The organism is Pseudomonas nitroreducens TX1, from assembly GCF_000313755.1.
In the GTDB taxonomy this organism is placed as follows: Bacteria; Pseudomonadota; Gammaproteobacteria; order Pseudomonadales; family Pseudomonadaceae; genus Pseudomonas; species Pseudomonas nitroreducens_A.
On record NZ_AMZB01000094.1, the window covers coordinates 14051 to 26785 of the forward strand.

Annotated in this window: 11 protein-coding genes; 1 reads left to right on the top strand and 10 read right to left on the bottom strand. The window is 66.5% G+C overall.

Features of this window, described 5'->3' with window-relative positions:
- Positions 1–7: 7 nt before the first annotated feature.
- The 3 genes from C167_RS0108035 to C167_RS0108045 form a co-directional block, all read right to left on the bottom strand.
- Positions 8–1366: a DUF1329 domain-containing protein gene (locus C167_RS0108035; RefSeq protein WP_017517752.1), complete on the bottom strand. Its 1359-nt coding sequence runs from the start codon at positions 1364–1366 to the stop codon at positions 8–10.
- A gap of 41 nt (positions 1367–1407) precedes the next feature.
- Positions 1408–3246: a DUF1302 domain-containing protein gene (locus C167_RS0108040; RefSeq protein ID WP_017517753.1), complete on the bottom strand. Its 1839-nt coding sequence runs from the start codon at positions 3244–3246 to the stop codon at positions 1408–1410.
- Positions 3247–3391: 145 nt separating this feature from the next.
- Positions 3392–3925, bottom strand: coding sequence for an alpha/beta hydrolase (locus C167_RS0108045; protein ID WP_037006052.1), 534 nt, complete (start codon positions 3923–3925; stop codon positions 3392–3394).
- A 375-nt stretch (positions 3926–4300) separates the two neighbouring features.
- On the opposite strand from C167_RS0108045, the gene C167_RS0108050 reads away from it, so the two are divergent.
- On the top strand, positions 4301–5305 hold the full coding sequence (locus C167_RS0108050; protein ID WP_017517755.1) for an AraC family transcriptional regulator: 1005 nt from the start codon (positions 4301–4303) through the stop codon (positions 5303–5305).
- Between the two features lie 737 nt (positions 5306–6042).
- Here the strand turns inward: C167_RS0108050 and C167_RS0108055 are convergent.
- From C167_RS0108055 to C167_RS0108085, 7 genes are all read right to left on the bottom strand, one after another.
- Positions 6043–7053 carry a YeiH family protein gene (locus C167_RS0108055; RefSeq protein WP_017517756.1) on the bottom strand — a complete coding sequence of 337 codons (1011 nt, stop codon included), beginning with the start codon at positions 7051–7053 and terminating at the stop codon, positions 6043–6045.
- Positions 7050–7376 (bottom strand): Rieske (2Fe-2S) protein, encoded by a 327-nt coding sequence (locus C167_RS0108060; RefSeq protein WP_017517757.1) that lies wholly within the window; start codon positions 7374–7376, stop codon positions 7050–7052. The genes C167_RS0108055 and C167_RS0108060 overlap by 4 nt, the downstream gene beginning before the upstream one ends.
- Positions 7373–8038 (bottom strand): DsbA family protein, encoded by a 666-nt coding sequence (locus C167_RS0108065; RefSeq protein WP_017517758.1) that lies wholly within the window; start codon positions 8036–8038, stop codon positions 7373–7375. The genes C167_RS0108060 and C167_RS0108065 overlap by 4 nt, the downstream gene beginning before the upstream one ends.
- Positions 8038–9327, bottom strand: a complete 1290-nt coding sequence (locus C167_RS0108070) for an MFS transporter (protein WP_017517759.1) — start codon at positions 9325–9327, stop codon at positions 8038–8040. Before C167_RS0108070 ends, C167_RS0108065 begins: the two co-directional genes overlap by 1 nt.
- A gap of 226 nt (positions 9328–9553) precedes the next feature.
- Complete coding sequence (locus C167_RS0108075; protein ID WP_017517760.1) at positions 9554–10606, bottom strand: 3-keto-5-aminohexanoate cleavage protein; 1053 nt, start codon at positions 10604–10606, stop codon at positions 9554–9556.
- Between the two features lie 33 nt (positions 10607–10639).
- Complete coding sequence (locus C167_RS0108080) at positions 10640–11488, bottom strand: TauD/TfdA dioxygenase family protein (protein WP_017517761.1); 849 nt, start codon at positions 11486–11488, stop codon at positions 10640–10642.
- 10 nt (positions 11489–11498) lie between these two features.
- Positions 11499–12479 carry a quinone oxidoreductase family protein gene (locus C167_RS0108085; protein ID WP_017517762.1) on the bottom strand — a complete coding sequence of 327 codons (981 nt, stop codon included), beginning with the start codon at positions 12477–12479 and terminating at the stop codon, positions 11499–11501.
- Positions 12480–12735: the final 256 nt, after the last annotated feature.

The following is a 12735-nucleotide window of genomic DNA, read 5'->3' on the forward strand; positions in this document are numbered from 1 at the left end:
CCCGTGGTCAGCGAATGCCGCTGCCGGCCAACGCCTCGGGGGACCATTGGGTCTTGGCCAGCGGGTCGATGTAGCTGATGCCGCCGTACGGGCCGACGACGCCATTGATGTTGTACGAGCCGGCGGTGAGGTCGTAGATCATGAACGGCGTGGCGTCCGGGATGCGCTTGTCGTAGCTCTGGCTGAGGAAGGCGAAGGAGCCGCGGTAGAGCTGGCCACGGGCGTCGTACTGGTCGGAGGCCAGGGCCACCCAGCTGTCTTCGTCGAGGTAGAAGCGGCGCTTGGCGTAGATATGCCGCGCACCGGACTTCAGGGTGCCCTCGACGACCCACACGCGATGTTTTTCCCAGCGCACGTAGTCGGGCGCCAGGTGGTTGGGCGTGACCACCGGCTTGATGTCGCTGGCGTAGGTCAGGCGGTAGGTGTTGTAGGGCACGACCATTTCCTGCTTGCCCACCAGCTTCCAGTCGTAGCGGTCCAGCGCACCGTTGAAGACGAACACGTCATCGTAGGTGCCGGCGCCGGCCATACCGGGGTTGGGGGTGTCGTAGGCCAGGTTCGGCGCGAGCTTCACGCGGCGCTGACCGGGCAGGTACTGCCAGGCGCGGCGCGGCTGCTGCAGCGGGTTGGCGGCGTCCTTGAGCATCATCGCCTCGCCGGCGCGGCGGGCCGGACCGCTGTAGTACAACTTCATCTGGTAATAGACCTCGGAGCCCTTCACCGGCTGGGTGAGGTCCTCGTACACCGGGTAGTTGATGAAGGCCTGGCCGGTGGTGGCGAGGTTGGCGCTGCCCGAGGCATCGACGTTCCAGGAGTCATACTTGGCCTTGATGTTCACCCCCTGGTAGCGCAGCAGGAAGTTCCACATGGCCTCGGCGCCGGTCTTCGGAATCGGGAACGGCACGCCCGGCAGCGCGTTGTCGATGGCGGTGCCGCCCTCCAGGGATTGCGCGGTGACGGCGTTCTTCCTGCTGTTCTCCAGCACGGTGTCCGGCAGCGCGGCGCTGCGGTGCGTCGGGTAGACGTCCACACGGAAGGTCGGATAACGCTTGGCCAGTTCGACGGTGGTGGCCGACAGCTCGTTCTTGTACTGGTCGACGTTCTTGCCGTCGATCACCAGCACCGGCTTGTCGCTGGCGAACGGGTCCGGGCGCATGCTGTCGCCGGCCTTGAAGCTGGCCGGAGCGGTAGTCAGGCCGCCGGCGTAGGCGGGAATCGAACCGTCGCTGCTGGCGGCCTTCTCGGCGCCGACCAGGGTCAGGGTGCTGCCGAGCTGAGCGGCATCCTGCGGGGAAACGGCAGCCTGGGCCAGACCGCAGAGGCTCAGGCCGAGGGCGGTGGCAATCAGGGTGGGCTTGAAGTTCATGCTGTATTTCTCCTGCTTCGAGCTCGAAGCCTTACGTGAAATCAGAAGGTGGCCTTCAGGGATGCGGTGACCATGCCGCGGTCCTTCAGCAGGGGCGCAAGACCCGCCTGCGAGGTGATCTGGCCGGGGATGCACTGGTACTGGCCGTTGGCGCCGGGAGTGTTGTTGTCGCGGCCGCTCTCGCAGGTATCGAAGGGGCCGAAGGCGTCGACGTATTTCAGGTCCAGGCGGTATTTCTGGTGGAAGTCCGCGGCCACGCCGACCGAGTAGCTGCCGGCGTCTTCGTTGCCGCCCAGCTGCACCGCCGAATTGCCGTGCAGGCCGACGTTGTAGGACATGGGCATGGACAGGTCGACGCCGGGGAAGGCCTGGTACCAGGTCGGAGTGAAGTTGGCGGACATGGCGTAGGCGTTGGTGGTGACCTTGTCCACGCCGTGGTAGCTGGAGTCGCCCTTGAAGGTCTGCTGACCTTCGGTGACGTCCACCAGGTGCGTCAGGGTGCCTTCCACGGCCAGGGACGAGGCGTCCCACAGCGGGGTGGCGCCGAAGGTCACCAGGCCGTTTAGCACGACATGGAAGGTCTTGCCGCGAGCCAGGCCCGTGTCGCCGTCGCTGGGCAGCTCGCCGATCAGGTTGGCGCCGTTGACCGCGCCGCGCTTGGCCGCTGCATAGAGCGTGGAGTTGACCGTGGTGAAGTTGCTCGCCAGCGGCATGTTCTCGCGGTAGTTCAGGTCCATGCCGACGCTCACCCCGCCGATTTCCTTCGACAGGCTGATGCCATAGATGTCGATGTCGTCGGCGTACGCGGTGACGTAGTTCATCCCCTGCAGGCCGACGAGGCCGGGCTTGTGCAGGTTCGGCGCGTCGACGAGCACCGCCGGCAGGGTGTCGGAGGTGTTGCGGTAGTAGAAGCCCAGGGTGCCGTCGAGCCATTCCGGGCTCCACTTGGCCATCAGGCCGAAGTCGCCGGTATTGCCCGGCTCGCGGTCGTGGCCGCGCGGCGCGCCATAGAAGGCGTTCTGTGCAGGCAGCGGCAGCCAGAAGACGTTGCCGCCGTCGTTGAGCATGTCGTAGGGGCCCATGTAGGTGCCGCCTTCGGGGAAGCGCGAGTTCTCGAACTCGAGGAAGTACTGCGCAGCCAGGGTCAGCTCGGGGTTCACGGTCAGCGAGGCGGACAGCTGGTTGCGCGGCATGAACAGCTCTTTCGCCTCGGTGCCGGGCACGTTGTACAGCTTGCCCAGGTCCAGGGCCGACTGGCCGTAGTTGATGCCGTTGGCGGCGCTGAACAGGGTCTCGCCCCAGTAGATGGTGTGACGGCCGAGCTTGCCGCTGAGTTGCATGTCGTCGCCGACCTGGTGGCTGGCGAAGACGAAGGCATCGAGCAGCTCGCCGGACGGGCCGTTGTAGTAGCGGTCGGCGAAGGTGCTCAAGCCGTGGGTGGCCGGCTGTGCGCCGCGCGGGGCGATCACGGTGCCGTTGCGGCTGACCAGGTGGCCGGCGTTGCCCTTCTGGCCGGGGAACGGGTTATCCGCGCCGACATCATCGTAGGCATGGTCGTACCAGCCGGCGGCGCTGAGGCGGAAACCCATGCTGTCGCGGTAGACGAAGTCCAGCTCGCTGAGCAGGTCGAAGCGCTGGGTCACCGGGCTGCCGGAGGAGAAGTTGCGGTCGCCGTCGTTGGTGTTGGCGGTGCCGGCGATCTTGCTGTTGGGCGACTCGACCCGTTGCCCGTAGCTGAGCTTGACGGTGTTGTCGAAGCGGATCGACAGGTCCGGGTTGCCGGTGTCCAGTTCGAAGGCCTGCAGCGACTGGCTGGCCATCGCGGTGACGACAGCGGTTGCCAGCAGGCAGCGTTGCAGGGGGTTGCTCTGATGATGCATGCGTGTGCTCCGTTTCTTGTTGTGGTCGGGACGCTTTCCGGGCCCGTCCCGCAGCCCCTTCCCCCTGCGCCAGGGCGCACGGGGACCTGCCCCGGCGCGGACGCCGGGACCGGGAGTTGCTGGGTTGATCAGTTGCCTGGGTGAATCAGGTATCCAGCATCTGGATCAGCGCCTCGGCCTCTGGCCAGTCGCCGAATCCCGAAGCGGGGTTGAGATGGCCTACACGGCCCAGTTCCACCAGGCTGGCGCGCCAGTGGCGGGCCATGCGCTGCACGGCCTCCGGGCTTGCCAGCGGGTCGTTGTCACTGCATGCCACCAGCGTGGGAAATGGCAGAGGCGCCAGCGGCAGCGGCGCCCAGCCCATTTCCGCCAGGACCGTCGGCTTGGGATAGTGGGCCGGCCAGTCGCCGTCGAGATCCGGCGGCGTCGCCAGCAACGCACCCTTGATCGGCCGGCTGTAGCGTGCCGCCCAATGAGCGACCATCAGCACACCGGCGCTGTGGGCGACCAGGATCACCTCGCCCTCGATGCATTCCAGTTCGCGCTGGATGGCATCGACACGGGCATTCAGGTCCAGCTTGTTCTCGGTCAGCGGCGGTACGCTGCGCACATTGGGCAGGCGCTGCTGAAGCAGGGTCTGCCAGTGCTCGGCGACGTGGTCGCGCAAGCCGGGGACCATGAGGACGGTGGTGGAAGATTTATTGTTGTTCACCGGTTCACCTTTCAGTGATTTCGAACTTGTTGGACAGACAGTAGAGATGCCCCGGTGGCGGTGCTTTGCATTGAGCGTCAGGCACTTCGCATTTGATGACAGGTCCCGGCCTGCCTGATATCCCGCCGCTTCCGCGGACGCCGGGCGTATCGGGACGTACGGTGCATTCCAGAGCGTCGCGGGCACTGGCCGAAGTGAGAACTTTCGTACACGATTGGTTACAGCTGTCGCTAGAATCTGAGGTCATCGACACAGCCAGCGTGCACTCTGGTCGTCGGGCGTCCACGGACCCCGCCGGCACGGAGCAATCACAAGAACAAGAAGGCGATCGGCATGACCCCAATGGTTCGCATTGCGGCCCTCACCAACTACCTGGAAGTGGCCCGACACCTGGGCCTCAACCCGCAGCAGCAACTGAGTGCGGTGGGCCTTTCCCAGTCCATGCTCGAGCACCCGGAGCAGCGCATCCCCGTCTCCGCGGCGGTGACCCTGCTGGAGGAATCGGCGCGCATCAGCGGCTGCGAGACCTTCGGCCTGCGCATGGCCGAATCGCGCCAGCTCGCCGACTTCGGCGTGATCAGCCTGCTGCTGTCGCACCAGGCCACCCTGCGCGAGGCGATGGACACCATCATCCGCTACCGCCACCTGCTCAACGAATCCCTGGCGCTGTACGTGGACCAGGAGGGCAAGATGGCGATCCTGCGCGAGGAACTCCTCACCGTGCCGCCGATGCCGATGCGCCAGGGCCTGGAGCTGGCCCTGGGCACGCTCTACCGCCTCTGCGCCGCCCTCCTCGGCCCGCACTGGCGGCCGATCAGCGTCAACTTCAGCCACGACGCCCCGGCAGACATGCAAGTGCACCGGCGTCTGTTCGGCTGCAAGATCGAATTCGGCAGCGAGTTCAACGGCATCGTTATCCCCGCCGCCGACCTCGACGCCGCCAACCCCATGGCCGACCCGGCCATGGCGCGACATGCGCGCAGCTTCGTCGACTCCCTGCCCGGAGCCACCGATGGCAGCACGCTGAACGAGGTGCGCAAGTCGATCTACCTGTTGCTGCCCATGGGCCGCGCGACCATCGAGCAGATCGCCCAGTCTCTGGGGCTGAATGTGCGCACGCTGCAACGGCGGCTGGAGGACAACGGGGTGACCTTCTCCGACCTGATCAACGAAGTCCGCCGCGAACTGGTGCTGCGCTACATGGAGAACCCGCGCTATTCGCTGGGGCGCATCGCCGACCTGCTGGGGTATTCGATGCCCAGCTCGTTCACCCGCTGGTTCGCCGTGCAGTTCGGCGTGTCACCCGCGGCTTGGCGCAAGGAGCATCTGGGGCGGGAGGGGGAGTGATCGATTCCTGAAGGGGGCGATGCCGGGCGGTTCGCGAGCAAGCTCGCTCCTACAAGGTGAACTTCGGTGTGCTCTTCGCAGGAGCGAGGGGGACGCCATCGTTATTGCTCGCGAACCCACCCGAAACGCCGGCCCTGCCGGCGGATCGCGGGCAGGGCCCGCTCCTACAGGTTGGCGCCGACGCCCGGGCTTGCGTAGGAGCGGACCTTGTCCGCGAAGTCCGTCGCGGCGGAATCTGACGCAGACCGAATACACCGGCGCCCATCGCCAGCGGCGAATCGCGGAGAAGCTCCGCTCCTACAAGAGCGCGCGTGCCACTTTGCCTTTGGCTCTTGAAGGTTTCCAGAGAAACATCCGCACGCGCCGAATGCCCCGTCCAGGAGGCCGAGAGGAATCGAAGTTCCAGGGGTTGAGCGGCATGGATGCCGCGAGAGCCGCGATGGGCCAGGGATGGCCCGTCGCGGCGTGCGCCTGGAACTTCGATGGAGCGAGGGCATTTTTCGCCTAAGCGAAAAACCGGATGTCCGGGGCAAGACCTTTGGTTACTTTGCGTCGTTTGGCAAAGTGACTCGCCCGAGGGGGCGAAACACAGCGTCCAGGCGCACGCAGAAGCGACGCGGAGACAATCAAGCTGAAGCAGCACGCCTGAAAAGTCGCAGCCAGGGCAAGCGCCGGCCCTGCCGGCGGTTCGCGGGCATGCCCCGCTCCTACAGGTCGGCGCCGGTACGTAGGGCGGATCAACCGGCGAAGCGCAACATCCCCAGCACCAGCACCGCCAGGAACGCCGTCTCCCCCAGCATCAGCAGGATCGGCTTGATCCCCACCGTTGCCAGCGCCTTGAGCTGAGTCTTCATCCCCAGCGCCGCGATGGAAATCACCAGGCACCACTGCGACAGCTTGCCACCCGCCTCCACCACCAGCGATGGCAGGTAGCCGGTGCTGTTCACCGCCGCCAGAAGCACAAAGCCCACGGCAAACCACGGCAGCAGCGGCGGACGCTTGTCCCCCGGCTCCACGCCACGGGCGCGGGTGATCATCGCCGCGCAGAGGATCACCGGCAGCAGCATCGCCACGCGCATCAGCTTGACCACCGTCGCGCTGTCGCCCACTTCCTTCGAAAGGCTGTACCCGGCACCGACCACCTGCGCCACGTCGTGGATGGTGCCGCCGAGGAAGATCCCCGCCTGCAGCGGCGGCAGGCCCAGCGAGCGGACGATCATCGGGTAGAGGATCATCGCCAGGGTCGACAGCGCCGACACGCCGAGTACGGTGAACAACGTGGCCTTTTCCTTCTGCGTGTGTGCCGGCAGGGCCGCCGCCAGAGCCAGGGCCGCCGAGGCGCCGCAGATAGCCGTGGCGCCGCCGGTCAACAGACCGAAGAGGAAGTTGAAGCCCAGGGCGCGGGCCGCGGCGATCGACACCAGGATGGTCACCGTCACCAGCACCACCACCATGATCACCGGCTGCCAGCCCAGTTCGGCGATCTGCCCGAAGGTGATGCGAATGCCCAGCAGCGCCACGCCCAGGCGCAGGATCTCACGGGCGGTGAACTCGATGCCCGCCTTGCACACGCTGTCGGCGGAGAGGAAGTTCATTGCCAGACCGAGCAGCAGCGCAAAGAGCATCACCGGCGCGCCGTAATGCTCGGAGAGGAATGTCGCGGCGGCCGCCACCATGGCGCTGACCAGCAGGCCAGGTAACAAGGTTCGACTGCGTGAGCCGAGCGCGGAAATCGTCAGTGCGGTCATGCCGGCACCTCTTCATCGGCGATCACTACATGGCATTCACCGCCGATCCAGGAAATCCCGTGGCGGCGCAGGCCGAAGCCCTTGATGCCCGCCGGGCATCCACTGGCCAGATCGAAGCGCAGACCGTGGGCCGGGCATTGCAGCCAGCGTCCATCCAGGCGGCCGCTGAACAGCGAGGCGCCCGCATGGGGACAGCTGTCGTCGATGGCATGCAGTTCACCGTCGATATCGAACAGCAGGATGATGCCGTTGTCGTGATGGAACAGGCTTCTGCCACCGCGCGCCGGTAGGCGTTCGGCGGGGATTCTGACCATACCGCTCATGCCGGAATCGCCTCCGGGAACTGGCGCTCCAGCGCTCGGTAGAGCGCCGCCAACAGTTGCTCCGGGCTCTGTCCGCCGAGGGCGAAGGCACGGCCTTCGAGGAGGAACATCGGTACGCTGGAGTCGGCCAGGGCCACGCGGCGGCCGATGAACTGGCGCGCGCCGTCGGTCAGGGCTTCGTCGAAGTCGGCTTCCTTGAAATCGCAGGCGCGCAGCAGGCGGCGCAGGGTGTCGCGGTTGCCGATGTCCTGGCCGAGCTGGAAGTGTGCGCGGAAGATCATCTCCAGCAACTGTTCCTTCTGGCTGTCGCTGCCCACGTGCACCGCGCGCTGGAACACCCGATGCGCATAGGTGGTGTTGGGCATGGTGAGAATGCGTTCGAGATCGAGGTCGACTTTCGCCCCCTCCGCCGCCCGCCGCACTTCGCCCATGCGTGCCTTTACGGCACGCTTGCCGCCCAGGCGGCGCTGGTAGAACTCGGCAAAGGGTTCGCCTTCCATCGAAATCTGCGGCAACAGCTGCAGGCCGAGCCAGTTCACCCGCACGGTCAGCTCCGGACGCTGGCGCGCCAGCAGGCGCAGAGCGACATCGAGGTTGCGCTTGCCGATCAGGCACCAGGGGCAGATGAAGTCGAAAGTCATGTCCAGGTTGAGAGTCGGCATCAGGCGCCCTCCTCTTCGCCGCGTAGGCGGCGCATGTCGTTGTGGTAGTGGCGGCGGGCATAGATGAACACCAGCGCGGCGAGGATGCTCAGCAGCGGGATCAGCTGGAAGGCGCGGTCCAGGCCGATGTGGTCGGCCAGCACGCCGGTGAGCAGCGGGCCGGGTGCCAGCCCCAGCAGGTTGTTGGCCAGAGTCAGGGTGGCAAAGGCGGTGCCGTGCACGGCCGGCGCGGTGAGGTTGGCGACCATGGCGCCGGACGGCCCGGAAGTCCCGGCGGCGACCAGCATGCCCAGGCAGATCAGGCTCAGCTGGGCGGTACCCGGCGGCAGGTGGAAGGCCACCGACAGCAGCAGGCAGCTGACCAGGCAGAAGGCGATGGCGAGGATGATCTTGCGCGGCGGGTTGGCACGGCCCAGGCGGTCGCAGAGGATGCCGCAGAGCACCATGCCGCTGCCGCCGACCAGTACGATCACCGCCGAGATCAGCCCGGCCTTGCCGGTGTCCAGGTGGTAGTAGCGGTTCAGGTAGCTGGGAATCCACACCATCACCGCGGCGGCGACGAACAGCTGCAGGCCGCTGCCCAGATAGGCGGCGATCACCGAGCGGCTGCCGAACAGGCTGCGCAGCGAGCGCCCGCCGGCCTGGCGCGGCGCTTCGGCGGCGGCCACCGGGGCGATGCGCTTCTCGCTGACGATCAGCGGATAGAGCAGCGCCAGCAGCAGGCCGAACAGCGCCATGCCGGCGAACGCCCAGCGCCAGCCCAGGTGAGCGGCGAGCACCCCGCCCAGGCCCATGCCCAGCACCGAGCCGAACATGCCGCCGGCCATGAAGGCGCCGGTCAGGGTGGCGCGCAGGTGCGCCGGGAAGACCGAGATGACCACGGCGATGCCGACGCTGCCGTAGGCGGCCTCGCCGACACCGACGAAGAAGCGTGCGGCGAACATCTGCGGGAAGGTCTGCGCGACGGCGCAACCCAATGTGGCGAGGCTCCACAGCATGGCCATCAGCGCCAGGCTGCGCACGCGGCCCCAGCGGTCGGCGAGCAGCGACAGGGGGAAGGTCAGCAGGCCGACCATCACCGCGACGATGCCGCTGAGCAGGCCCAGCTGTGCGTCACTCAGGGCCCATTCGACCTTGAGCAGCGGGAAGACGGCGTTGAGCACCTGGCGCGACATGTAGTCCGAAATCAGCAGGCCGAAGGTCAGGGCGAACACCACCCAGGCATAGCGGCGCGGCACACTGGGCACGGTGGCAGGGATGTCGCCCAGGGCGACGGAGTGGATGGCCATGGTGCTAGCTCTCCGGGTGGGTCAGTGGATTCTTGTTGTTCTGGAATGAAGGTTCTCATTGCAAAGCCCCTCTCCCCCGCCCTCTCCCTGAAGGGAGAGGGCGCTATCCGTGCCGGCTGACGTCAAGGTTTCAACCTGCACCGAACGGTCCCCTCTCCCTTCAGGGAGAGGGTTAGGGAGAGGGAAGCCGCCATGCAGAACCATAACGATCATGGTTCGGAGCCTGTCACGCGCGCTGCGGGACGGACTTCTGGCCCGGCTGGCGGTTGGGCGCCATGCCGTTCATGTGCAGGGTTTGCTCGACGCTGTCGTACTGCACGCCGATCTTGTAGATGGCGCGCGCTTCCTTGCCGCTGGCGACCTCGCGGCCCAGCTCATGGGCGACGCGGACGCACTGCTGGATCTGCTCGACCGAGGTCATGCGCTGGCCGTGCTGGCCGATGATGGTGTCCTCGATGCCGCAACGCGGGTGCAGCCCCATGGCCATCGCCATCATGTTGAACGGCAGGACGTTCTTGAGCAGCGACTCGGCGGTGACGGTGGCGCCATCCGGCGCGCGGTGCACGAAGTTCATGAAATTGAACGGGTTGGGGCCGTCGAAGCCGCCGCCGATACCGATCCAGGTCAGGTTCAGCGGGCCCTTGTAGACACCCTTGCGCACCAGGCGCTCGAGGGTTTCCAGGGCGTGCATGCCGGTGAGCTGGAAGTGCGGCTGGATGCCGGCGGCCTGCAGGCGCTTCAAGTGCTCCTCGACCCAGGCCGGGCCGGCCGGCACGGTCATCTCGCTATAGGCCGCCTGGTACAGCGGGTTCTCCAGGGAGGTGCCCTTGAGGTACTCCGGGTAGAGCAGCTCCATGATGTTCATCTGGGTGGTGTTGATCGCCACCGTCACCTGGTCGGGCTTTGGGGTCAGCTCGGCGAGCATGTGGCGGGTGTCGTCGGACAGCCACTTGGCCGCTTCACCGTCGCTTTCCGGGGCGAAGGAAATCGAGCCGCCGACCTGGATGATCATGTCCGGCACGGCTTCGCGCACGCCGGCGATCAGTTCGTTGAACTTGGACAGGCGCTTGGAGCCCTTGCCGTCGAGTTCACGCACGTGCAGGTGGAGCACGGTGGCGCCCGCTTCGTAGCAGTCCACGGCCTTCTGCACCTGTTCGTCCATGGTCACCGGGATGTCTTCGGGGAAGTCCTCGGGCATCCATTCGGGGCCATAGGGAGCGGTGGTAATGACCACCTTTTCCTGGTTCTCGGGGTGCAGCGAATCGTCGAAGAATTGCATGTCTGTCTCCGTAATTGTTCTTGTGAAGAGGGCTCAGAACGGCTTGTCGCCGATGATCCCGGCGCGCTCCATGCGGCGCGTGCAGGGCGGGTAGTCCATCACTGCGTAGTGCTGGGTAGAGCGGTTGTCCCAGATCGCCACGTCGTTCTTCTTCCAGCGCCAGCGCACCTGGAACTCGGGGATGTACACCTGGCTCACCAGGTAGCGCAGCAGGTCCGAGGCGCCGGGGTTGGCGTCCTGGCCGAAGCGCACGTTCTGCGCGGTGTGGTAGTTGCTGAAGTGGGTCGTGAAGGCGTTGACGAACAGCACCTTCTCGCCGGTTTCCGGGTGGGTGCGCACCACCGGGTGCTCGGCGTCGGGGTACAGGGCCTTGAGCGCCAGGCGCTTGTCGATGGGCATCGCCGCACCGAAGCTGGCTTCGATACTGTGGCGCGCACGCAGGTTGGCGATGCGCTCCTTGATCTCGGCCGGCAGCATGTCGTAGGCCAGCGCCATGTTCGCCCACATGGTGTCGCCGCCCACCGGCGGGCACTCCACGCAGCGCAGGACGCAGCCCAGCGGCGGCGCCTCGCGCCAGGTGGCGTCCGTGTGCCAGGCGTTCTCGTAGCGATCGTTGGGCAGCTCCGGGGTCTTGTAGATGCGCACCAGGCCCGGATGCTCCGGGTCGCTGCCGGCCACCGGGTGGTCTTCCAGCTCGCCGAAGCGGCGGGCGAAGGCGACGTGCTCGGCACGGGTGATGTCCTGGTCGCGCAGGAACAGCACCTTGTGCTTGAGCAGCAACTCGCGCAGCTCGGCGAACAGCCCTTCATCGCGGGAGGCGTCGCCCAGGTTCACCCCGGAGATTTCGGCGCCAATGCTGCAGGTCAGACGTTCTACGTGCATGGCGGCGCCCTCAGATGACGAAGATCGACGAGCCGGTGGTCTTGCGCGACTCGAGGTCGCGGTGGGCTTGCACGGCATCTTCCAGCGCATAGTGCTGGTTGATTTCGATGCGGATGTCGCCGTTACCCACGTGGGTGAACAGTTCATCCAGCAGCGCCGCCTTCTCCGCCGGGTCGGCGATGTAGTCGGCCAGGGCCGGACGGGTGAGGAAGATCGAGCCCTTCATCGCCAGCAACACCGGATCGAACGGCGGGATCGGACCGGAAGCGGTGCCGACGCAGACCATCAGCCCGCGGCGCTTGAGCGACTCCAGCGACGTCATGAAGGTGTCCTTGCCGACGCTGTCGAAGACCACGTCCACGCCACGGCCGTCGGTCAGCTCGCGCACCCGCTCGGCCACGCCTTCGCGGCTGTAGTTGATGACATGTTCGCAGCCGTGGGCGAAGGCGATCTCGGCCTTGGCGTCGCTGGAGACAGTGCCGATCACGCGCAGGCCGAGCAGCTTGGCCCACTGCGCGACGATCAGCCCGACACCGCCGGCGGCCGCGTGCAGCAGGATGCTCTGGCCCGGCTTGAAGTCGTGGATGCGACGCAGCAGGTAGGCCGAGGTCAGGCCGCGCATGGTCATGGCGGCAGCGGTCTCGAAGGCGATGTTCTCCGGCAGGCGGATCAGCGGTGCCGCCGGCACCAGGCGCTCGGTACTGTAGGCGCCGAGGGTGTTGATGAAACCGGTATAGGTCACTCGGTCACCGGGCACGACGTTGTTCACGCCCTCGCCCACCGCGACCACCACACCGGCGGCTTCCACGCCCATGCCGCTGGGCAGCGGGACGGCGTAGGTGCCATTGCGGAAGTAGGTGTCGGCGTAGTTCAGGCCCACCGCCACATGGCGGATGCGCACGTGCCCCGGGCCGGGCTCGCCGACCTCCACGTCCTCGTAACGCAGGACTTCGGGTCCCCCTGTTTCATAGAAACGAACGGCTTTGGCCATGGCCGGAATCTCCAGTTGTCTTGTTGTCGTGGGCACTCCAATTGGAGCAGGCAAGCGCCCTTTGAGCGGACAATAGGCAGGGGCCGGGCGGGAAGCTTCACATGGTGCGACAGGGGCTTTTCATTTCATGACAGGCGTACGGCGGATGGCGCGTGGAGGCTGGCTTGTAGGAGCGAGCTTGCTCGCGAATCGCATGACACCCACGCAAGGGCGAGGCCTGTTCGCGAGCAAGCTCGCTCCTGCCCAAGGGAAGCGG